Genomic DNA, 20,701 nt, shown 5'->3' on the forward strand with positions numbered 1-20,701 from the left:
GGCTAAAACGGGCTGCGAGTATAACAGAGGCTGATACGTCACGTCAGGCAGGGAGACGAAAACGCGAGACGGCCTGCATCAAAAGATCGGACGCCTGATGCAGGCGTTCAGAGGCCTTCGACGCTTCGCTGACCAGCACGTCCGTCTGACGCGATACCTGATTCAGCGCCTGAAGCTGACGGGTCATCTGATGGATACTTTCCCCCTGATTCAGGGTAGCCAGCGAAATATCGTTCAGCAGGCTGCTCAGATTCGCCACCAGCCCGGTGACCTGTTGCAGATTATCCTCCAGACGGTTGACCACCTGAGAACCTTCCTCAATGCCCTGAAGCGAGTGGTTGATCAGCGCCTGGATGGTTTGCGTGGAGTGACTGCTTTTTCGGGCCAGCAGCCCCACTTCCCGGGCGACCACCGCAAACCCGCGCCCCTGTTCCCCCGCATGAGCGGCTTCAATGGCGGCGTTAAGGGCCAGAATGTTGGTCTGAAACGCCACGCTGTCGATCATTGCGACGATCCCGCGCATTTCTGAGGATCGGTCAACGATCGTCTGCATTGAGCCATTCACCGCAGACATCATTTGCTCCCCGCCGGCGGCAGCCTGTCGGGCCTCATCGGCACGCGAGCGGGCGAGCTTTGCATAACCCGTATTGCCCTCAACGTGGGTTTCGAGGTCGGCAATATGCGCCGTTACCTCCTCCAGCTCTTTTGCCTGACGCGTAGACTGCTGATATAGCTTCTGATTTCCCTGCGCAAGTGACCCGATATTCTCAACCATGGAGGTGGTGGCCTCGCTGACCTGAGTCACCAGCTGCTGTAGCCCGCGCTGCATGGCGGTAATACTGTTGCTGAGCTGGCTGATTTCCCGGTTAAAGCGCATAACGTCAGGCGGCGTGCCCGACAGGTCCCCTGCCGCAAGCTGGTTGATATGGGCAATCAGACGGCGTAGCGGAGATATCACCCATTTCGCCATTCCGAACCAGACGGCAATGGCAATGGCGAGCAGCACCAGCGGCGCAAACAGGAACAGCCGTTGCAGGCCTGAGAGTTGTTCCATTAACGACTGACGCCCCTGTATCGCCTGCTTCTCGCTCCGTTGCTGATAGCGCGCAAAGTTGTCATTAAAATCGGTCTGAAACGCCTGGGCAGGTACGGCAAAAAAGAGATCGATACTGTTGGTTTTCACCAGCCCTTCCGCCTGCTCTTTGATGGCGCTGAAGAAAAGCTGATAGCTGTTAACCAGCCCATCATCTTTCGGCGGATTAAGCGCGAGCCAGGCTTGCCATGCCTGCTGAGACGCCGCCAGGGATTTTTGCGCTTCGTCCATCAGGCTATGCCAGCTGCCTTCAGAGCCGGTCTCTTTATCCTGCATAAAGTAAACGCCGGAGCGGTTGAGCAGATCGCTGGCGGCCAGCAGGGAAACGCGTGCCTGATCCAGCTTACTCTGCTGCTGCCAGGCCAGTTGATTGCGCTGTTCGTTACGCTGGGCTTCATTGAGGGAGGCGGTCAGCAGGAAGGAGGAAGAGAGTTGCAGAGCGGAGAAAAGGCCAATAATACAAAAGATGCCGGTCAGCAGGCCAAACTGACGGGGAATAATGCGCTGCGCAAGACGGCGAAAAATTTGCGTTAGGTTCATAATTTTCTTCTGTAACAATACGTTAGACGCGAGCGAGTCTACGAAACGAAAATGACAGAACCATTGCAGAATAATGACAGGAAACATGAACTGCCGGGTAGCGGCCTTGCCCTACCCGGCAACAACATTACACGCGATCCTTCCAGACCGTCTGAACGTTACAGAACTCGTGCAGACCGAAATGAGAAAGCTCTCGCCCGAAGCCACTCTTCTTCACGCCGCCAAAGGCGACGCGCGCATCGCTGGCGCTGTAGCCGTTGATAAACACGCCGCCGCACTCCAGTTCGCGAGAGAAGGTTTCAGCCTGCGCGTCGTTCGCGGCAAAGACCGTCGCAGATAAGCCAAAGTCGCTGTCGTTAGCCAGCTGCAAGGCATGCGCCGCATCGTTCGCAACGGTAATTGCCGCTACCGGGCCAAACAGCTCCTGACGGAAGGCCGTCATCTCCGGGGTGACGCCGCCGAGTACGGTTGGTGCGTAATAGTTACCGGTCCCGGACATCTTCTCTCCGCCCAGCAGCAGGGTCGCCCCTTCCGCCAGCGTAGCCTGCACCTGCTGATGCAGTTCATCGCGAAGGTCAAATCGCGCCATTGGGCCAATGTAGTGCTCTTCTTCATCCGGTGCGCCCATCTTCAGCGCCGCAACCGCGTCTACAAAGCGTTGGGTAAAGGCTTCTGCCACGCCCGCTTCCACGATAAAGCGTTTCGCCGCCGCACAAACCTGCCCGGTATTCTGATAACGCCCGGCCACGGCCGCGCTGACGGCCAGATCCAGATCGGCATCGTTCAGGACGATAAACGGATCGGAGCCACCCAGTTCCAGCACGCATTTCTTCAGCGCCGCACCTGCCTGCGCGCCAATCGCCGCGCCTGCCCGAACGCTGCCGGTCACCGTCACCGCCGCAATACGACGATCGTTAATCGCCTGGCTGACGCCGTCATTCGTCGCGTTTACCCAGCCAAAGATACCCTCCGGGAAGCCGGCATCCGCGAACACCTGCCCAATCAGGTCCGCCGAGCCGAGCACGTTTGGCGCATGTTTAAGCAGATAGCTGTTCCCCGCCAGCAGGATCGGCACCGCACCGCGCAGCACTTGCCAGAGCGGGAAGTTCCATGGCATCACCGCCAGGATCGGCCCCAGCGGACGATACTCAATTACCGCATTTTCGACCTGGGTGGATTCCGCGCGCAACATCGCCGGGCCGTGTTCGGCGTACCAGTCGCAAAGGCTGGCTGATTTCGCCACTTCCGCACGCGCCTGGACAATGGGCTTGCCCATCTCGCGGGAGATAGTCTGCGCCATCTCTTCCGCACGGCTGCGCAGCGCCGTACCCAGATCGCGAAGTTTTTGTGCCCGGTGCGCTATGCCTTCGCGTCGCCACTGGCGAAAACCGGCATCGGCCAGCGCAATGGCTCGCTCCACGTCCTGAGACGTTGCCCACGGCCAGGCGGACAGCGTTTCGCCGGTCGCCGGGTTGACAGAAAGAGCATGGGTTGCAGATGAATAGGTCATGATGTTCTCCACGTAATAACGGTTGATTCATTGTGGCCGACTCTGGTATTTCTTAAAAATGAATAATACTCACCACCTTATTCACGAATCGAGAATGGTATGGACTTAACACAGCTTGAGATGTTTAACGCCGTCGCGCTGACCGGCAGCATTACCCAGGCGGCGCAGAAGGTGCACCGGGTGCCTTCAAACCTCACCACCCGCATCCGTCAGCTTGAGGCAGATCTGGGGGTGGAGCTGTTTATTCGCGAGAATCAGCGCCTGCGGCTTTCCCCCGCCGGGCACAATTTTTTACGTTACAGCAAGCAGATCCTGGCGCTGGTCGACGAAGCCCGAATGGTGGTCGCCGGGGATGAACCGCAGGGATTATTCTCCCTCGGCGCGCTGGAAAGTACCGCCGCCGTGCGCATTCCGGAAAGCCTGGCGCTGTTTAACCAGCGCTTTCCGCGCATTCAGTTTGCGCTGTCTACCGGGCCTTCCGGCACGATGATTGACGGCGTGCTTGAGGGCACGCTCAGCGCGGCCTTTGTCGACGGGCCGCTCTCGCACCCGGAGCTGGAAGGCATGCCGGTTTACCGGGAAGAGATGATGCTGGTCACCCCTGCGGGACACGCGGAAGTATCAAAAGCCGCGCAGGTAAGCGGCAGCGACGTTTACGCCTTTCGCGCCAACTGCTCGTACCGGCGTCATCTGGAGAGCTGGTTTCATGCTGACCGCGTCACGCCGGGACGGATCCATGAAATGGAGTCCTATCACGGGATGCTCGCCTGCGTGATTGCGGGAGCAGGCATTGCGCTGATGCCCCGCTCCATGCTGGAGAGCATGCCGGGGCACCACCAGGTAGCGGCGTGGCCGCTGGCGGAGAACTGGCGCTGGCTCACCACCTGGCTGGTGTGGCGACGCGGGGCGATGACGCGCCAGCTCGAGGCATTTATCGCGTTGCTGAACGAACGTCAGCCATCGGCGACTTCTGCATAACAGCATCAGCGTACGGGCAATTAACGTTGTCCGTAATCCTGGAGGCGAAGGTAAACTTTTCCCTTCATATACAGCGTGGCCTGCCCGCCAATCAATACGCGGTCGCCCTCCAGCGCGCAGCGCAAATCGCCGCCGCGCCGGGACACCTGGCGGGCAACCATCTGCGTTTTACCGAGCTTTTCGCTCCAGTACGGGATCAGCATGCTGTGGGTTGAGCCCGTGACCGGCTCTTCCGGCACCCCTTCACCCGGACAGAAGAAGCGGCTGACGAAATCATACGCGTCCCCCGGCGCCGTGATGCAGACCATTTTCCCCAGCGGGATCATCGCCGCGATGTCCGGCGTCAGGGCCTCCACCTGCTGCTGGCTGTCGAGCACGACCATATAGTCACGACCGACGCGCACCTCTTTCGCCGCGCTAATACCCAGCGCGCTGAACAGCGCTGGCGGCGGGTTGTCGACGGCCTCGGTTGACCAGGCCGGGAAATTCAGCGTCAGCCAGTCGCCGCTGCGAGTTACCGTCAGATCCCCCACGAAGCGCGTGCTAAAGGTAATCTCCGTGTGCGGATAGTCCAGGTATTCAAAAATAACGTGCGCGGCGGCCAGGGTCGCGTGGCCGCACAGGTTAATTTCATCCTGCGTGGTAAACCAGCGCAGCTCAAAGCCTTCGTCCGTGCGCACGAAGAACGCCGTCTCCGACTGGTTATGCTGTTTCGCCATGTTGAGCAACGTCTCGTCCGCAAGCCAGGACTCCAGCGGACACACTGCCGCTGCGTTGCCGCCGAACGCCCTGTCGCTGAAGGCATCTACCAGATAAAAATCAATTTCCTGCATCGTTTATTCCTCTTATCCATTTAGTCAGCGCAGAAAAACTGTGCCCTTGAGATACAGTGACGCCTGCCCGCCCATCAGCACGCGGTCGCCCTTAAGTTCGCAGCGGACGTCCCCGCCGCGGGCAGAAACCTGACGCGCAAACATCTTTGTTTTACCGAGTTTCTCACTCCAGTATGGGATCAGCATGGTGTGTGCGGAGCCGGTGACCGGATCTTCCGGCACGGCCACGCCCGGCGAAAAGAAACGGCTGACAAAGTCATACTCCCCTTCATCCCGGGCGGTCACAGCCACCTTATGCACGCCCGGCAACATGGCGGAGAAGTCCGGTGTAACGGCTTCTACCTGCTCGCGGTTTTCCAGCACCAGCACCCATGCACGGCCTATGCGGGCGTCAACATAGCGGCTGATACCGAGCGCGGAGAGCATCTCCGCTGGCGGCATCTGCGCCTGCGTCGGGCAGGCGGGGAAATCCAGCGTCATCCAGTCACCCTCCCGGCTGACGGTCAGGCGGCCGGAAGCGGTATCAAAATGAATGCGCGAATCCGGATAGTCCAGTTCGTTGAACAGAACATACGCTGCGGCAAGGGTCGCGTGACCGCAGAGATTGACCTCGGTAAGCGTGGTGAACCAGCGCAGCTCAATCCCCCCTTCGGTGCAGACAAAAAACGCGGTTTCCGACTGGTTATGCTGTTGCGCCATACGCAGTAACGTCTCATCCGGCAGCCACGCTTTCAGCGGGCATACCGCCGCCGGGTTGCCGCCAAAGGAGGACGCGCTGAACGCATCTACCAGATAAAAATCAATCTCCTGCATCGAGTTACCGCCCGTTATTGTTGTGTTGTTCTCTATCTTCAATGAAATCCCCCTCGCTCGCTACCGCTGCATGAAGGTAAATTTTGTGATTCACGTCACATAACGGTTGAGTTTACGCCGTTTAACGCTTTAAGATCGTCACCTCATCTTTCAGGCAACGAATCCCAGATATCCCTATGACAACACACACGGTTTCCCGCAGGGTCGCGTGGCTACGCGTGGTCACGCTCGCCATCGCAGCGTTTATTTTCAACACCACGGAGTTTGTTCCGGTTGGACTGCTGTCTGACATCGCAGCCAGCTTCAACATGGAGACGGCACAGGCAGGCATCATGCTGACCATCTATGCATGGGTCGTGGCGCTGATGTCGCTGCCGTTTATGCTGCTGACCAGCCAGATGGAACGCCGTAAGCTGCTGATTGGGCTGTTTGTGGTGTTCATTGCCAGCCATGTGCTGTCGTTTATGGCATGGAACTTTACGGTGCTGGTCATCAGCCGCACGGGTATTGCGTTTGCCCATGCCGTTTTCTGGTCGATCACCGCGTCGCTCGCCATTCGTCTGGCGCCCGCGGGGAAACGCGCCCAGGCGCTGAGCCTGATTGCCACCGGAACGGCGCTGGCGATGGTGTTAGGCCTGCCCATCGGGCGTATCGTGGGCCAATACTTCGGCTGGCGCACCACCTTCTTTGCCATCGGCATGGGCGCGCTGATCACGCTGGTGTGTCTGGTTAAACTGCTGCCAAAACTGCCGAGCGAACACTCCGGCTCGCTGAAAAGTCTGCCGCTGCTGGTGCGTCGTCCGGCGCTGATGAGCATCTATCTGCTGACCGTGATTGTGGTGACTGCCCACTATACGGCCTATAGCTATATTGAGCCGTTCGTACAGGTTGTCGCAGGCTTCAGCGCCAACTTCGCTACCGTTCTGCTGCTGATCCTGGGCGGCGCGGGGATTATCGGCAGTGTCCTGTTTGGGAAGCTGGGCAATCGACACGCGTCTGCGCTTGTAAGCGGTGCGATTGGCCTGCTGCTGGCGTGCCTGCTGTTACTGATGCCTGCGGCGGGTAGCGAAAGCCATCTGGCGATCCTCAGCCTGTTCTGGGGCGTGGCGATCATGATTATCGGTCTGGGAATGCAGGTCAAAGTGCTGGCGCTGGCACCGGATGCCACGGACGTGGCGATGTCGCTCTTCTCCGGAATTTTTAATCTGGGAATTGGGGCCGGTGCGCTGGTTGGAAATCAGATCAGCCTGCATGTGTCGATGTCAGCCATTGGCTATCTCGGGGCTGTTCCGGCGCTGATCGCACTGATCTGGTCGGTGCTGGTCTTCCGTAAATGGCCGGTCGCGATGGAAGAACAGACCAGCCACGGTTGACGTTGAGTTTGCCGGGTAAGGCGTAGCCGCCACCCGGCACTGTTCTCAATGGTACGTCTTCACAATCTCCAGCACGCCGTTAATAATAAACTGCACGCCCATACAGACCAGCAGGAAGCCCATCAGACGGGAGATAGCTTCAATCCCCCCCTTGCCTACCCAGCGCATAATCGCCCCGGAACTGCGTAACGATCCCCAGACGATAAGGGCGATAAGCCCAAAAATGAGCGGCGGCGCAACGGTGATAACCCAGTCCGGGAAAGTCGAACCATCACGCACCGTTGAGGCGGAACTGATGATCATCGCAATTGTCCCCGGCCCCGCCGTGCTCGGCATGGCTAACGGCACAAAGGCGATATTGGCGCTCGGTTCGCTTTCAAGCTCCTCCGATTTGCTTTTCGCTTCCGGCGATTCGTGCGCTTTTTGCGCCGGGAACAGCATCCGGAAACCAATAAAGGCCACGATCAGCCCGCCGGCAATACGCAGGCCCGGAATGGAGATGCCGAAGGTATTCATCACCAGCTGCCCGGCATAATAAGCCACCATCATGATGGCAAAAACGTATACGGAGGCCATCATCGACTGCTGATTGCGCTCCGCGCTGTTCATGTTCCCCGCCAGCCCCAGAAAGAGTGCTACCGTCGTTAACGGGTTCGCCAGTGGCAGCAACACCACCAGCCCAAGCCCCACTGCCTTAATCAAATCCAACATAGTGCACCGCAGTCCTTATCCTTATTCAACACCGCAATTATAGGGGGAAACCCTCGTCCTGAGCCATCCGCCTAATGTAACTCTCATTGTTCCGCGCAACCAATAACCTCAGATTATGTAACTGATTTAAAAGCGTACTGAAAAAGTTCCTGAAGCGTTTTAGCAATTCGTGGCATCGGCTGATTCATTCAGTTGACTTATACTTGCCTGAGCAATAATATCTGCCGTGACTAAACTACTTGCCAGGGCAACCATTGTGAAAAGCACCAGTGACCTCTTTAACGACATAATCCCACTGGGTCGTCTTATTCATATGGTTAACCAGAAAAAAGATCGCCTGCTCAATGACTACCTGTCACCGCTGGATATCACCGCAACACAGTTCAAAGTGCTGTGTTCCATTCGCTGCGAAGTGTGTATCACGCCGGTTGAGCTGAAAAAGGTGCTCTCTGTCGATCTGGGTGCGTTAACCCGCATGCTGGATCGTCTCGTCTGTAAAGGATGGGTCGAACGAAGCCCTAACCCGAATGACAAACGTGGCGTACTGGTGAAACTGACCAGCGATGGCGCGGCCATGTGTGAGCAATGTCATCAATTAGTAGGACAAACACTGCACCAGGAACTAACAAAAAACTTAACGGCAGATGAAGTGGCAACGCTTGAGCTTTTACTCAAGAAAATCCTGCCGTAAACAGAAAAAGAGGTATGACGATGTCCAGACGCAATACTGACGCTATCACCATTCATAGCATTTTGGACTGGATCGAAGATAACCTGGAATCTCCGCTCTCTCTTGAAAAAGTGTCTGAGCGTTCAGGTTACTCAAAATGGCACCTGCAACGGATGTTCAAAAAAGAGACCGGTCATTCATTAGGTCAATATATTCGCAGCCGCAAGCTGACGGAGATTGCCCAGAAGCTGAAAGAAAGCAATGAGCCGATCCTTTATCTGGCGGAGCGTTATGGTTTTGAATCGCAGCAAACCCTGACGCGTACGTTCAAGAACTACTTTGACGTGCCGCCTCATAAGTACCGTATTACCAGTATGCCGGGTGAGTCCCGTTATCTGTATCCGCTAAAACATTGCAGTTAATCATCGCCTGTTAAGACGTAACCGAGGAAATCATGAAATTTATCGTCTCCGCCGCCCTCACCTTGCTGGTGCTGGTTTCCGGCCAGAGTTTCGCGGAGCAAACCCCCAGTGCGGGGCAGCAAAATAATCGTGACACCATGATTATGCCGTCCACGCAAAGCCAGTCTCCCTATGACTTCAATCACATGGGCGCTGGCAGCGACAAATCCGACGAATTAGGCGTGCCGTATTACAACCACGACCTGTAATTCGTTTTTGCCCCGCTATGGCGGGGCTTTTTTCTGCCTTAACTCCGCACTCGCGTCGCCCGACGCACCCGTAAGCCAAAGACGTTGATATACAGCCCGGCCATAATCAACCCCGCACCAGACAGTTGCAGCGCGCTGAGCGTTTCGTCCAGTAAAAGTGCGGAGCTGGCAAGCCCGACCACCGGCACCAGCAGCGATAACGGCGCCACGCGCCAGGTTTCATAGCGCCCGAGCAGCGATCCCCAGATGCCGTAGCCAATGATTGAGGCGACTAACGCCAGATAGATTAGCGACAAAATGGTCGTCAGGTCGATCTCCACCAGGCTTTTCAGCATCACCTGCGGGCCATCCAGAATAAACGACGCGGCCATAAACGGCACGATGGGGATCAACGCGCTCCAGACCACCAGCGACATCACCGCCGGACGCGCCTCGTGCTGCATTATCAGCTTGTTGAAGATGTTGCCGCACGCCCAGCTCAGCCCCGCCGCCAGGGTCAGCATAAAGCCCAGCAGGGCGACATGCTGACCGTTAAGGCTGCCTTCTATCAGCACCAGCACGCCAAAGACCGCAAGGCTTATGCCCGCCAGCTGTTTGCCCTGCAAGCGCTCGCCAAAGACAAACGCGCCGAGAATAATGGTAAAGAACGCCTGCACCTGGAGCACCAGCGAAGCCAGACCCGCAGGCATACCGAATTTAATGGCGCAAAAGAGAAACGCAAACTGACCAAAACTGATGGTCAGGCCGTAGCCCAGCAGCAGCTTGAGGGGAATTTTCGGACGGGCAACGAACAGCAGCGCCGGGAACGCCACCAGCAGGAAGCGCAGACCGGCCAGCATCAGCGGAGGCATGTTGTGCAACCCCATTTTGATGACCACAAAATTGAGTCCCCACACCACCACAACCAGCAACGCCAACAGCCCGTCTTTACGCGTCATCTTCCGCCCCTGAATTATTAAATTTTTGTAAACACTTCAAGGTAACAGAAAAAATAGCCCCGCGAGAAGATCATTAATTCTGGTACAGAGGCGAAGCACTTGCGGATAAATTGGGTGCTATACAAGCTGCCGATCCCGTGATAATCCTGTAATAACACAACAAAAAAAGCATAAGCATTTGTCGGGCAGGAAAATGAAACCATCTCTCAGGCGCTCAACCGCAGCGCTGCTGGCGTCGTCATTGTTATTAACAATTGGCCGCGGGGCAACGCTGCCCTTTATGACCATTTATCTCACGCGCGTGTACAACATGAGCGTGGAGAATATTGGCTACGCCCTTACCGTGGCGTTGACCATAGGCGTGGTGTTTAGCCTGGGGTTTGGCATCCTGGCGGATAAGTTCGACAAAAAACGCTATATGCTGATTGCCATCGTGGCCTTTATTGCCGGGTTTGTGGCCATTCCGCTGGTGAATAACGTTACGCTGGTGGTGCTGTTCTTTGCCCTGATTAACTGCGCCTATTCCGTATTCTCAACGGTACTGAAAGCATGGTTTGCCGACGTGCTGACCACCAGCGAAAAGGCGCGCGTGTTCTCGCTCAACTACAGTTTTCTGAATATCGGCTGGACCATCGGGCCGCCGATGGGCACCCTGCTGGTGATGTACAGCCTGCAACTGCCGTTCTGGCTGGCGGCCTTCTGCGCCGCACTGCCGCTCGGGTTTATCCATTTCTTTGTGCAGAAAAGCGTAGCGTCTGACAGCGTGGAGGAAAAAGCGCCGTGGCAGCCCTCGGTGCTGCTGAAGGACCGGGCGCTGTTCTGGTACACGCTCTCCGGCCTGCTGGCGTCCTACGTGGGCGGATCGTTCGCCACCTGCATTTCCCAGTATGTCCTCGCCGCGTATGCGGACAGCGATTTCGCAGAAAAGGTGGTGGCCGTTGTGTTGCCCGTCAACGCGGTGGTGGTGGTCACCCTGCAATACGCCCTTGGCCGCAAGATCTCCGCCAGCAACATCCGCCCGCTAATGACTGCCGCGACGCTGTTTTTCATCCTGGGGCTGGGTGGGTTTATGCTCTCCGGCGAGAACCTGATTTACTGGGGGATCGCGGCGGCGATTTTCACCCTGGGTGAAATTATCTATGCGCCGGGCGAATACATGCTGATCGACAATATCGCCCCGCCGGGCATGAAGGCGAGCTACTTCTCCGCGCAGGCGCTGGGCTGGCTGGGAGCGGCGGCGAACCCGATGATCACCGGGCTGATCCTGACGCATCTGCCGCACTGGTCGTTATTTATTATTATGATGGCCGCCATCGTCGCGGCGTGGCTGATGATTTTGCGCGGAATGCGCGTGAAAAGTGAAAATAGCGTGTCGGGTGGCGCTGCGCTTACCCGACCTGGAAAACCCTAATCGTAGGCCGGGTAAGGCGAAGCCGCCACCCGGCAAAATCAGCATCCTAGTGGTGCAACATCTCTTCCACCACCTGCTCTTTGTACATTTCATTCGGGTAGTAGGTCGGCCAGTTATCCATCTCCTTCAGCAGCGCCTCGTGGGAGGTGTTGCCCATGAAGATATGGAAGTGTGAAGAGGCTTTCGGCCCGATGGTATGGTCGCTGAACTGCACAAATTTCGGCGCCTGGCTCGCGTTATCCTTACACTCAAACAGGTAGCGAACGCCCTTTTTCCCCGAAGCATAGGTCAAAATTTTGTAGCCGCTGTAGTCGTAGCGGCAGCTGCTCACCGTCTTACCTCGGTGGAACGCCATCACGTTGTTTTCAATACCAATGCCGTCCACGTCCGTGGCGTAACCCTTGCGGTAGTAAGCTTTCACCTCGTCAGCGGATTTGTCTCCCTTCTCTGCTTTCTTTTGAAAAACCGGATCCAGCGAACCATCAAGCAGGAACGGATAAACTGACTGCCAGGTACCGTCCCAGTCAGACAATTTTCTGTCCCTGACGTCTTTATCCTCAAAGACGCCGTTCGCCGCCTTCTGTTCCGCCTCCGTCATCTGATGACCGTGCGAATGGGCAAAAAGCGAGCCGCTTACCAGCAGCGTTCCCAGAGTCAGCGCAATTTTTCCAGCGTGTGCAGCCAAAGCAAAACCCTCATTCCGTGTTATAAGAATGACGATGTTATAGTATAACATCTCAGATCGCAACCAGTCCTCGAACGCCCTCCTGCTCCATATTTTCCCCGCGCCCGTGCTGGACAATACTGCCGCGCGACATCACCAGATAGCTGTCGGCCAGCTCCGCTGCAAAATCGTAAAACTGCTCCACCAGCAGGATCGCCATATCCCCCCGGTTTGCCAGGCTGCGGATCACCTGGCCGATCTCTTTAATTACCGACGGCTGAATACCTTCCGTAGGTTCATCCAGGATCAGCAACCGTGGACGGCTCGCCAGCGCCCGCCCAATCGCCAGCTGCTGCTGCTGACCACCGGAAAGATCGCCTCCGCGACGGTGCTTCATCTCTTTCAGCACCGGGAAAAGCTGCCATATCTCCTCCGGTACGCCTTTTGCACTGCGCGCGGAAAAGCGCGACAGCCCCATCAGCAGATTTTCCTCAACGGTGAGACGGGGAAAAATCTCGCGCCCCTGGGGAACATACGCCACGCCGGACTGCACCCGCTGGTGCGGCTTACTGTGGGTGATGGTTTTCCCCTGCCAGACCACTTCCCCGGTTTTCACCGGGATCAGCCCCATCAGGCACCTCAGCAGGGTGGTTTTGCCCACCCCGTTGCGCCCCAAAAGGCAGGTGACTTCCCCGACGGCCGCTTCAAAGTTCACTCCGCGCAGTATATGGCTTCCGCCGTAGTACTGATTCAGCTCGTTAACCTGCAACATGCGTTCTCCTTAGCGTCCCAGATAGACGTCAATCACCTGTTCATTGGCCTGTACCTCGCGAAGCGAGCCTTCTGCCAGCACGCGTCCCTGATGCAGCACCGTGACGTGGTCGGCGATGGTCTCAACGAAGCCCATATCGTGCTCAACCACCATCAACGAATGTTTACCTGCCAGGGTGCGGAACAGTTCGGCGGTGTATTCCGTCTCGGCGTCGGTCATGCCGGCGGCGGGTTCGTCCAGCAGCAGCAGATGCGGGTCCTGCACCAACAGCATGCCAATCTCCAGAAACTGCTTCTGCCCGTGGGAAAGCAGCCCGGCGCGGCGATCGCGCTCGCTGCCAAGCCGCAGCAATAACAGCATTTCGTCAATGCGGTCGCGCTGTTCGCCGCTGAGCGTGGCCCGCAGGCTCGCCCAGACGGACCTGTCGGCCTTCATGGCGATTTCAAGGTTTTCCCATACGGTCAGCGCTTCAAACACCGTCGGCTTCTGGAACTTACGCCCAATCCCCTGCCGGGCAATGGCAGCCGGTTCAAGGGTTGTCAGATCGATGGACTGATCGTAAATGGCTTTTCCGCTTTTTGGCCGGGTTTTGCCGGTGATCACGTCCATCAGCGTGGTTTTGCCCGCACCGTTAGGCCCAATGATGCAGCGCAGCTCCCCGACGCCGATATTCAGCGAGAGATCGGTCAACGCTTTAAAGCCGTCGAAGCTGACGTTAATGGCCTCAAGCTGCAATACCGGATCGGTCTGCTCGCGGTAACGATCGCCCGGCAGCTGGCGGGTAAAGAGTCCTTCAGAGGGCTGCATTATTTCTCTCCCTTATGCAACAGACCGAACACGCCACGCGGTAAAAACAGCGTGACGGCAATGAAAATCAGCCCCAGAAACAGCTGCCAGTACTCCGGCATCGCCACGGTGAAAAAGCTCTTCGCACCGTTGACCAGCGCCGCGCCCATCACCGGGCCCACCAGCGTGCCGCGGCCCCCCAGCGCGACCCAGATGGCCGCTTCAATGGAGTTGGTTGGCGACATCTCGCCCGGGTTGATAATGCCCACCTGCGGAACGTACAGCGCCCCCGCCAGGCCGCACAGCACGGCAGAGAGCGTCCAGACCAGCAGCTTGAAGCCGCGCGGATCGTAGCCGCAAAACGTCAGGCGGTTTTCCGCGTCGCGTACCGCCGTCAAAATGCGGCCAAACTTACTCTTCGCCAGCGCGTAGCCTGTGCCCAGAGCCAGAAGCAGCAGCATTACGGTCGCGATAAACAGCGCGATCCGCGTCGTGGTCGCCGTGACGGAAAACCCGAGCAGCGTGGTGAAGCCGGTGAAGCCGTTATTGCCGCCAAAGCCGGTTTCATTGCGAAAGAAAAGCAGCATCCCCGCATACGTCAGCGCCTGGGTCATGATGGAGAAATAGACCCCTTTGATCTTCGAGCGGAAAGCAAACCAGCCGAAGACCAGCGCCAGCAGGCCGGGGATCGTCACTATTAAAACCAGCGCCCAGGCGAAATGCTGCGTCCCCCACCAGAACCACGGCAGTTCGCTCCACGACAGAAACGACATAAACGCGGGCAGGCCGTCGCCAGCCGCCTGGCGCATCAGGTACATGCCCATCGCATACCCGCCCAGGGCGAAGAATATGCCGTGCCCCAGCGAGAGCATGCCGGCATAGCCCCACACCAGATCGAGGGCCACGGCGACAACCGCGTAGCAGAGGATTTTGCCGACGAGCGTCAGCATCCACGTGGAGACAGACAGCGGATGCGTGGAAGGCAACAGCGCGAGAAAAGGCAGCACCAGCAGCGCCGCAATCAGCAGGCTGCCGACAATCTGCGTGGTACGCGGTGCGCTGCGCGCCAGTGTTAAGGTCATTGGCTGGCTCATCAGTCTGTCACCCTCCCTTTCAGTGCGAATAACCCCTGCGGACGCTTCTGGATAAAGAGAATAATCGCCACCAGAATCAGGATTTTGCCCAGCACCGCGCCCATCTGCGGTTCAAGAATTTTATTGAAGATGCCAAGTCCAAAGGCCGCCGCCACGCTACCGGCCAGCTGACCGACGCCGCCCAGCACCACCACCAGGAACGAATCAATGATGTACCCCTGACCCAGCTCCGGCCCCACGTTCCCCAGCTGGGACAATGCCACGCCGCCCAGCCCGGCGATGCCGGACCCGAGGCCAAACGCCAGCATATCAACCCGTCCGGTCGGCACGCCGCAGCAGGCCGCCATGCTGCGGTTTTGCGTCACCGCCCGCACGTTAAGACCCAGACGCGTTTTGTTCAGAATCAGCCAGGTGAAAAACAGCACCAGCAGCACAAAGCCGAGCACCACAATGCGGTTCCACGGTAGCGTCAGGTTGGCGAAAACCTGCACGCCGCCGGACAGCCAGGCCGGGTTCGCGACCTCAAGGTTCTGTGCGCCAAAGGTCATGCGCACCAGCTGGATGAGCATCAGGCTGATCCCCCAGGTGGCGAGCAGCGTTTCCAGCGGGCGGCCATACAGATGGCGGATCACCGTGCGCTCCAGCACCATGCCGATACCAGCCGTCAGGCAAAACGCCACCGGCAGCGCTATCACCGGATAGAGCGCCAGCCACTGAGGCATCCACTGCGCCATCATCTGCTGCACCATCCAGGTGGCATATGCCCCGAGCATCAGCATCTCGCCGTGCGCCATGTTGATCACGCCCAGCAGACCATAGGTGATAGCCAGCCCGAGGGCGGCAAGCAGCAGCACCGACCCCAACGACAGGCCCATAAAGGCCTGCCCCAGCAGTTCGCCCCACATCAGACGGTGCTGGATACGGTCCAGGCTTTCGGTAGCTGCGGCACGTACGCGTGCATCCGGTTCGGTTTGCGCCTGGGTGAGCGGTGCCAGCGTGGCCTGCACGTCCGGATCGTCAGACTGTCCCAGCAGCTCAACTGCCTTCAGCCGTATTTCAGCCTGTGGGCTCGTCAGCTGAAGGTTTGCCAGCGCCAGCATCAGAGACTGCCGGGTGACATCGTCCGTTTCGCGACCGGCTCGCTGTTGCAGGAAGCCGAGCATCTCCGGCTGGGCATCACGCTGAAGCTGCCGCGCGGCATGACGCCTTTCCGTGACACTGTCACTGACAAGCTGATGGGTCGCCAGCGCCGTGAGGGTCAATACGCGCAGCCGGTTGGTGAGGCGCACGGCTTTGGTTGCCCCTTCGGCGGATTTTGATGCCCCCAGTGCAACCATGCCGCCGTCGATGCGGGTAAAAGCATGCTTCTGGCTGTCGGTATAAAGATTCTCGGTTTGCAGCGCCTTAAGCAGCGGCAAACGTGCAGGTTCCGGCGCGGCCGCCCACCGGGTCAGCATAGCGGTCTGCTGGCTCCGGGTGGCGGCAACGAAATCATCGGCATCCGATGCCTGCGCCATCCCTGGCAGCAGTCCGGTAAGCCACACAATCGCAATAATGATGCGCATGGCGTTCATGACGTCTCTCCCTGGGTGTTGGCTTAGTTGCTGGCGGTTTTCATCGGCTGGTCAGGCTTTTTGTCGTTCCCGGCGATAAACGGGCTCCACGGCTGAGCGCGTACCGGCTGTTCGGTCTGCCAGACGACGTTGAACTGGCCGTTACCTTCGATTTCGCCGATCATGACGGGCTTATGCAGGTGGTGGTTGGTGGCATCCATGGTCAGCGTAAAGCCGGACGGCGCGCTGAAGGACTGGCCCGCCATTGCCGCGCGCACTTTATCCACGTCGGTCGTACCGGCTTTCTCAACCGCCTGCGCCCACATATGGAGGCCAACGTAGGTCGCTTCCATCGGATCGTTGGTGACCACGGTGTCGGCATTCGGCAGCTTGTGCGCTTTCGCGTAGGCTCTGTAGGCCGCAACGAAGGTCTGGTTGGTCGGGTTATCAACGGATTCAAAGTAGTTCCACGCCGCCAGGTTACCCACCAGCGGTTTGGTATCAATACCGCGCAGCTCCTCCTCGCCGACCGAGAACGCCACCACCGGCACGTCAGTGGCTTTCAGCCCCTGGTTCGCCAGCTCTTTGTAGAAAGGCACGTTGGAATCACCGTTGATGGTGGAGACCACCGCCGTTTTGCCGCCCGCGGAGAATTTCTTGATATTGGCAACGATGGTCTGGTAATCGCTGTGACCAAACGGGGTGTAGACCTCTTCAATATCTTTATCTTCCACGCCCTTCGAGTGCAGGAAGGCACGCAGGATCTTGTTAGTCGTGCGCGGGTAAACGTAGTCCGTACCCAGCAGGAAGAAGCGCTTCGCGCTGCCGCCGTCTTCGCTCATCAGGTACTCCACCGCTGGGATCGCCTGCTGGTTGGGTGCCGCGCCGGTATAGAAGACGTTAGGCGACATCTCTTCACCTTCGTACTGCACCGGATAGAACAGCAAACCGTTCAGCTCTTCAAAGACCGGCAGAACCGATTTACGCGAAACCGACGTCCAGCAGCCAAACACCACGGCGACCTTATCCTGACTCAGAAGCTGACGGGCTTTTTCGGCAAACAGCGGCCAGTTGGATGCCGGGTCGACCACCACCGGTTCCAGCTTTTTCCCCAGCACGCCGCCTTTGGCGTTGATTTCATCGATGGTCATCAGGGCGACATCTTTCAGGGGTGTTTCTGAGATGGCCATCGTGCCAGACAGAGAGTGCATAATCCCAACTTTGATGGTGTCTGCGGCCTGGACGCCAAAGCTCATGCCCATGGCGACGACGGATGCGGACAGGGCGAACGCTTTAAAAAGGGTACGACGGTGCATATTTTCACTCCTGAAAAAGAAAGCTGTGCGAAGACGTCCGTTACCGCCTGGACGCAGAAAAAGTAACGTCAGTTTCAGGAGAGCAAAAAGAGTGCCAGGTTGCAGAGTCTAGATTTTAAAGGGATGCGAGAGAAGGATGACGGGAAACGACTCAGAATGGTACAGCGCTGCACTGTAATAATGCAGCGCTGTGGAGGGCGTTACCAGACGTCGCTGGCGATTTGCGTCACCAGGCGAACTTTGTCCCACTGCTGGGCTTCGCTCAGGCTGTTACCCTCTTCCGTGGAGGCAAATCCGCACTGCGGGCTGAGGCAAATCTGCTCTTTCGCGACGTATTGCGCAGCTTCTTCCAGACGCGCTTTCACCCCTTCAGGGTTCTCCAGTTCGCCGTGCTTGGTGGTAATGAGCCCCAGAACCACCTGCTGTTTGCCCGGGCGCACAAAACGCAGTGGCGCGAAGTCGCCGCTACGATCGTTGTCGTACTCCAGGAAGAATGCGTCGACGTTAACCGTGCCGAACAGCACCTCTGCCACCGGCTCATAGCCGCCCTCTGAAATCCACGTTGAGCGGAAATTGCCGCGGCAGACGTGCAGTCCGACGGTCAGGTCGTCCGGCTTGCCTTCCAGCGCTTTGTTCAGCACGTTGGCATAGATGCGGGCCAGTTCGTCGGCGTCATCACCCCGCTCCCGGATCTGGCGGCGCTGATCTTCCGAACAGAGATAGGCCCATACGGTGTCGTCCAGTTGCAGATAGCGGCAGCCCGCGTCGTAGAATGCCCGAATGGCGTCGCGCCAGGTGGTTGCCAGATCGTCAAAGTAGTCGTTCAGGTCCGGATAGACCGTGGCATCAATATCTTTGCGGCCACCGCGGAAGTGCAGCACGCTCGGGCTCGGAATGGTCATTTTCGGCTGCGCGTTGCCGCTGATGCTTTTAAGGTAGCGGAAGTCTTCCAGCATAGGATGATCGCCGAAGCCCAGCTTGCCCGTGACGCGCACGCCGTGGGCTTTGGTCTGCACCCCGTTGAACTGAATGCCCTGCTGAGCGTCATAACGCTCCACGCCCTGAAGCCCGTCAAAGAAGTCGAAGTGCCACCAGGCGCGGCGGAACTCACCGTCCGTCACCACGTGCAGGCCGCAGGCGCACTGCTGCTCAACGACGTGGCGAATGGCCTCGTCCTCGACCGCGCGAAGCTGCCCGGCATCGATCTCACCGCTGGCAAATTGCAGGCGAGCCTGTTTAATGGAATCCGGGCGTAAAAAGCTGCCGACTACATCGGCGCGGAACGGGGCGTGGTGTCGCTGCATGGAAATCTCCTTTGTCTGTCGGCGTTAATTGCCCACAGTGATAATTTATCTCTTGAATCTTTAGACTTCTGGATGTCTAAACGTCCTAAGAAGATGTCACACCCCCTGCCTCACGACAAACGAGAAAATTTCATCGGTGTTGAAAAAAATTCATGTTCCAGAACCGGATGATGACGATCCTGCAAACGCGAACTGCTCATCCTCCCAGCCGGTCATGCCCCCGAGCATAATCTTGACCGGCAGACCGAGACGCGCCAGCTTCAGCGCCGCCCTGTCCGCGCCGTTGCAGTGCGGGCCTGCACAATAGACGACAAATAGCGTGCCCGCCGGCCACGCGTTCATCCGCTCTGCGGTAATCTGGCTCCAGGGTAAATGCTGCGCGCCGGGCAGATGACGCCGGGCAAAATGCTCGGGCTTCCCGACCACGTGCAGCAGAGCGAAGTCCTGCTCACCGCTGGATATGGCGTGTTGCACATCGGCGCAGTCCGTCTCTACGCTTAAGCGTCGCAGAAAATGCCCCACGGCTTCCTGCGGCTCGGCAGCCGGAAATTCAGTAACATAGCTCATGAATCTTCCTCATTTGTGGTGTTTGTGTTAACACTACTCTATCCCTTAATACAGCCCATGAATGCCTCCGCCTATGCCAGAAAACAGCAAAAAGATGACAAACTTACGACACACTCCCCCCCGCGCGGTCGTGCTGGCGTATGACGGTTTGTGCACCTTTGAGTTTGGCGTGGCGGTAGAAATCTTTGGCTTGCCGCGCCCGGAGATGGGCGACGACTGGTATCGGTTCGCCGTGGCGAGCGTGGATGAAGGCGAACTCCGGGCAACGGGCGGGATACGCATTCTGGCCGATGGCGATCTGCACCTGCTGGAGACGGCGGATCTGATAGTCGTACCCGGCTGGCGAGGGCTGGACGAACCCGTACCCGAGGCGCTCTGTCAGGCGTTATGCGCGGCGCATGCCCGCGGCTGTCAGCTGCTCTCAATCTGTTCTGGCGTTTTTGTGCTGGCAGCCACGGGCCTGCTCAACGGGCGGAAGGCGACCACCCACTGGCGTTACACGCACGCGCTGAAATCACGTTTTCCCGCCGTCACCGTGGTTGAAGATGTGCTGTATCAGGACGAGGGGGATATTCTTACCTCCGCCGGCAGCGCGGCGGGGATCGATCTGTGCCTGCACGTGGTGCGCCGGGATTACGGTATGGAGGCGGCAAACCGCGTGGCGCGTCGGCTGGTGATCCCGCCCCACAGAGACGGCTCGCAAACCCAGCAGCTTAGCCGGCCGGTGGCTCAGCTACGGGAAAGTCAGCGCCTGGGTCAGCTGTTTGATTATCTTCATCAGCATCTTGCCGTGCCACATACCGTCGGGTCGCTGGCCCTGCGGGTTGGCATGAGTCAGCGTACCTTTCTGCGCCGTTTCCAGGACGCGACCGGAACCACGCCCGCGCGCTGGTTATTGACGGCGAGATTGCAGCGGGCGAAGGATTATCTCGAAAATAGCCGACTCAGCATCGACAATATTGCAGAACAAACCGGTTTTGGACTCAGCGCCACGCTGCGCCACCATTTCCGCCAGCAATTTGCCCTTTCCCCGACGCAATATCGAAAGCGGTTTTTGCAGCCGACCCGATAAAAAGGCAAAAAAAAACCGCCATATTCTGGCGGT

At 58.1% G+C, this 20,701-nt stretch carries 21 protein-coding genes; 7 read left to right on the forward strand and 14 right to left on the reverse strand.

From position 1 onward, the window contains the following. Positions 1–43 precede the first annotated feature (43 nt). Both IM267_RS15130 and sad read right to left on the reverse strand, forming a co-directional pair. The gene (locus IM267_RS15130; protein WP_193033732.1) at positions 44–1,633 is read right to left on the reverse strand and encodes a methyl-accepting chemotaxis protein; all 1,590 of its coding nucleotides are present in this window, start codon (positions 1,631–1,633) and stop codon (positions 44–46) included. Between the two features lie 127 nt (positions 1,634–1,760). Next, the gene (gene sad / locus IM267_RS15135) at positions 1,761–3,143 is read right to left on the reverse strand and encodes a succinate-semialdehyde dehydrogenase (protein WP_193033733.1); all 1,383 of its coding nucleotides are present in this window, start codon (positions 3,141–3,143) and stop codon (positions 1,761–1,763) included. Between the two features lie 99 nt (positions 3,144–3,242). On the opposite strand from sad, the gene IM267_RS15140 reads away from it, so the two are divergent. Further along, positions 3,243–4,121 carry a LysR family transcriptional regulator gene (locus IM267_RS15140; protein ID WP_193033734.1) on the forward strand — a complete coding sequence of 293 codons (879 nt, stop codon included), beginning with the start codon at positions 3,243–3,245 and terminating at the stop codon, positions 4,119–4,121. 20 nt (positions 4,122–4,141) lie between these two features. Here IM267_RS15140 and IM267_RS15145 read toward each other — a convergent pair whose 3' ends face one another. Continuing rightward, positions 4,142–4,954, reverse strand: coding sequence for a PhzF family phenazine biosynthesis protein (locus IM267_RS15145; RefSeq protein WP_193033735.1), 813 nt, complete (start codon positions 4,952–4,954; stop codon positions 4,142–4,144). Between the two features lie 24 nt (positions 4,955–4,978). Further along, positions 4,979–5,767, reverse strand: coding sequence for a PhzF family phenazine biosynthesis protein (locus tag IM267_RS15150; RefSeq protein ID WP_193033736.1), 789 nt, complete (start codon positions 5,765–5,767; stop codon positions 4,979–4,981). A 176-nt stretch (positions 5,768–5,943) separates the two neighbouring features. Here IM267_RS15150 and IM267_RS15155 point away from each other — a divergent pair, with 176 nt between their 5' ends. Beyond that, the gene (locus tag IM267_RS15155; RefSeq protein ID WP_193033737.1) at positions 5,944–7,140 is read left to right on the forward strand and encodes a sugar transporter; all 1,197 of its coding nucleotides are present in this window, start codon (positions 5,944–5,946) and stop codon (positions 7,138–7,140) included. 45 nt (positions 7,141–7,185) lie between these two features. On the opposite strand, the gene IM267_RS15160 is transcribed toward IM267_RS15155, so the two are convergent. Continuing rightward, complete coding sequence (locus IM267_RS15160; protein WP_063866722.1) at positions 7,186–7,851, reverse strand: MarC family NAAT transporter; 666 nt, start codon at positions 7,849–7,851, stop codon at positions 7,186–7,188. 256 nt (positions 7,852–8,107) lie between these two features. Here IM267_RS15160 and marR point away from each other — a divergent pair, with 256 nt between their 5' ends. From marR to marB, 3 genes are read left to right on the forward strand one after another with little or no spacing between them, the layout of a single operon-like run. Further along, positions 8,108–8,542, forward strand: a complete 435-nt coding sequence (gene marR / locus IM267_RS15165) for a multiple antibiotic resistance transcriptional regulator MarR (RefSeq protein WP_003857182.1) — start codon at positions 8,108–8,110, stop codon at positions 8,540–8,542. A 20-nt stretch (positions 8,543–8,562) separates the two neighbouring features. After that, positions 8,563–8,943, forward strand: coding sequence for an MDR efflux pump AcrAB transcriptional activator MarA (marA, locus tag IM267_RS15170; RefSeq protein WP_001303241.1), 381 nt, complete (start codon positions 8,563–8,565; stop codon positions 8,941–8,943). Positions 8,944–8,975: 32 nt separating this feature from the next. Continuing rightward, positions 8,976–9,191: a multiple antibiotic resistance protein MarB gene (gene marB, locus IM267_RS15175; RefSeq protein WP_063866723.1), complete on the forward strand. Its 216-nt coding sequence runs from the start codon at positions 8,976–8,978 to the stop codon at positions 9,189–9,191. A gap of 38 nt (positions 9,192–9,229) precedes the next feature. Here marB and eamA read toward each other — a convergent pair whose 3' ends face one another. Further along, entirely contained in the window at positions 9,230–10,129 is a 900-nt protein-coding gene (gene eamA, locus IM267_RS15180; protein ID WP_193033738.1) for an O-acetylserine/cysteine exporter, read from the reverse strand. Between the two features lie 193 nt (positions 10,130–10,322). Here eamA and ydeE point away from each other — a divergent pair, with 193 nt between their 5' ends. Continuing rightward, positions 10,323–11,540 (forward strand): efflux MFS transporter YdeE, encoded by a 1,218-nt coding sequence (ydeE, locus tag IM267_RS15185; RefSeq protein WP_236329766.1) that lies wholly within the window; start codon positions 10,323–10,325, stop codon positions 11,538–11,540. Between the two features lie 46 nt (positions 11,541–11,586). Here ydeE and zinT read toward each other — a convergent pair whose 3' ends face one another. The 8 genes from zinT to IM267_RS15225 form a co-directional block, all read right to left on the reverse strand. Next, the gene (gene zinT, locus IM267_RS15190; protein ID WP_193033740.1) at positions 11,587–12,225 is read right to left on the reverse strand and encodes a metal-binding protein ZinT; all 639 of its coding nucleotides are present in this window, start codon (positions 12,223–12,225) and stop codon (positions 11,587–11,589) included. A 52-nt stretch (positions 12,226–12,277) separates the two neighbouring features. Continuing rightward, complete coding sequence (urtE, locus tag IM267_RS15195; RefSeq protein ID WP_063451340.1) at positions 12,278–12,976, reverse strand: urea ABC transporter ATP-binding subunit UrtE; 699 nt, start codon at positions 12,974–12,976, stop codon at positions 12,278–12,280. A gap of 9 nt (positions 12,977–12,985) precedes the next feature. Beyond that, the gene (urtD, locus tag IM267_RS15200) at positions 12,986–13,783 is read right to left on the reverse strand and encodes an urea ABC transporter ATP-binding protein UrtD (RefSeq protein WP_064910555.1); all 798 of its coding nucleotides are present in this window, start codon (positions 13,781–13,783) and stop codon (positions 12,986–12,988) included. Beyond that, positions 13,783–14,856 (reverse strand): urea ABC transporter permease subunit UrtC, encoded by a 1,074-nt coding sequence (gene urtC, locus IM267_RS15205; protein ID WP_193033741.1) that lies wholly within the window; start codon positions 14,854–14,856, stop codon positions 13,783–13,785. Before urtC ends, urtD begins: the two co-directional genes overlap by 1 nt. Then, positions 14,856–16,430: an urea ABC transporter permease subunit UrtB gene (gene urtB, locus IM267_RS15210; RefSeq protein WP_193033742.1), complete on the reverse strand. Its 1,575-nt coding sequence runs from the start codon at positions 16,428–16,430 to the stop codon at positions 14,856–14,858. The genes urtC and urtB overlap by 1 nt, the downstream gene beginning before the upstream one ends. Positions 16,431–16,453: 23 nt before the next feature. Then, a complete protein-coding gene (urtA, locus tag IM267_RS15215) occupies positions 16,454–17,725 on the reverse strand; it encodes an urea ABC transporter substrate-binding protein (RefSeq protein WP_193033743.1) in 1,272 nt (423 codons plus the stop codon). 200 nt (positions 17,726–17,925) lie between these two features. Beyond that, positions 17,926–19,029, reverse strand: coding sequence for a cobalamin-independent methionine synthase II family protein (locus IM267_RS15220; RefSeq protein WP_193033744.1), 1,104 nt, complete (start codon positions 19,027–19,029; stop codon positions 17,926–17,928). Between the two features lie 150 nt (positions 19,030–19,179). Further along, positions 19,180–19,596, reverse strand: a complete 417-nt coding sequence (locus tag IM267_RS15225) for a rhodanese-like domain-containing protein (RefSeq protein WP_063866732.1) — start codon at positions 19,594–19,596, stop codon at positions 19,180–19,182. 73 nt (positions 19,597–19,669) lie between these two features. Here IM267_RS15225 and ftrA point away from each other — a divergent pair, with 73 nt between their 5' ends. Continuing rightward, positions 19,670–20,668, forward strand: a complete 999-nt coding sequence (gene ftrA / locus IM267_RS15230) for a transcriptional regulator FtrA (RefSeq protein ID WP_193033745.1) — start codon at positions 19,670–19,672, stop codon at positions 20,666–20,668. Positions 20,669–20,701: the final 33 nt, after the last annotated feature.

The organism is Enterobacter cloacae complex sp. P15RS (assembly GCF_014895905.1).
In the GTDB taxonomy this organism is placed as follows: Bacteria; Pseudomonadota; Gammaproteobacteria; order Enterobacterales; family Enterobacteriaceae; genus Enterobacter; species Enterobacter quasihormaechei.

Excerpts from the sequence above, each read along its gene's own strand:
- IM267_RS15130 (WP_193033732.1), bottom strand. The coding sequence starts at position 1,633 with ATGAACCTAACGCAAATTTTTCGCCGTCTTGCGCAGCGCATTATTCCC.
- sad (WP_193033733.1), bottom strand. The coding sequence starts at position 3,143 with ATGACCTATTCATCTGCAACCCATGCTCTTTCTGTCAACCCGGCGACC.
- IM267_RS15140 (WP_193033734.1), top strand. The coding sequence starts at position 3,243 with ATGGACTTAACACAGCTTGAGATGTTTAACGCCGTCGCGCTGACCGGC.
- IM267_RS15145 (WP_193033735.1), bottom strand. The coding sequence starts at position 4,954 with ATGCAGGAAATTGATTTTTATCTGGTAGATGCCTTCAGCGACAGGGCG.
- IM267_RS15150 (WP_193033736.1), bottom strand. The coding sequence starts at position 5,767 with ATGCAGGAGATTGATTTTTATCTGGTAGATGCGTTCAGCGCGTCCTCC.
- IM267_RS15155 (WP_193033737.1), top strand. The coding sequence starts at position 5,944 with ATGACAACACACACGGTTTCCCGCAGGGTCGCGTGGCTACGCGTGGTC.
- IM267_RS15160 (WP_063866722.1), bottom strand. The coding sequence starts at position 7,851 with ATGTTGGATTTGATTAAGGCAGTGGGGCTTGGGCTGGTGGTGTTGCTG.
- marA (WP_001303241.1), top strand. The coding sequence starts at position 8,563 with ATGTCCAGACGCAATACTGACGCTATCACCATTCATAGCATTTTGGAC.
- marB (WP_063866723.1), top strand. The coding sequence starts at position 8,976 with ATGAAATTTATCGTCTCCGCCGCCCTCACCTTGCTGGTGCTGGTTTCC.
- eamA (WP_193033738.1), bottom strand. The coding sequence starts at position 10,129 with ATGACGCGTAAAGACGGGCTGTTGGCGTTGCTGGTTGTGGTGGTGTGG.
- ydeE (WP_236329766.1), top strand. The coding sequence starts at position 10,323 with ATGAAACCATCTCTCAGGCGCTCAACCGCAGCGCTGCTGGCGTCGTCA.
- urtE (WP_063451340.1), bottom strand. The coding sequence starts at position 12,976 with ATGTTGCAGGTTAACGAGCTGAATCAGTACTACGGCGGAAGCCATATA.
- urtD (WP_064910555.1), bottom strand. The coding sequence starts at position 13,783 with ATGCAGCCCTCTGAAGGACTCTTTACCCGCCAGCTGCCGGGCGATCGT.
- urtC (WP_193033741.1), bottom strand. The coding sequence starts at position 14,856 with ATGAGCCAGCCAATGACCTTAACACTGGCGCGCAGCGCACCGCGTACC.
- urtB (WP_193033742.1), bottom strand. The coding sequence starts at position 16,430 with ATGAACGCCATGCGCATCATTATTGCGATTGTGTGGCTTACCGGACTG.
- urtA (WP_193033743.1), bottom strand. The coding sequence starts at position 17,725 with ATGCACCGTCGTACCCTTTTTAAAGCGTTCGCCCTGTCCGCATCCGTC.
- IM267_RS15220 (WP_193033744.1), bottom strand. The coding sequence starts at position 19,029 with ATGCAGCGACACCACGCCCCGTTCCGCGCCGATGTAGTCGGCAGCTTT.
- IM267_RS15225 (WP_063866732.1), bottom strand. The coding sequence starts at position 19,596 with ATGAGCTATGTTACTGAATTTCCGGCTGCCGAGCCGCAGGAAGCCGTG.
- ftrA (WP_193033745.1), top strand. The coding sequence starts at position 19,670 with ATGCCAGAAAACAGCAAAAAGATGACAAACTTACGACACACTCCCCCC.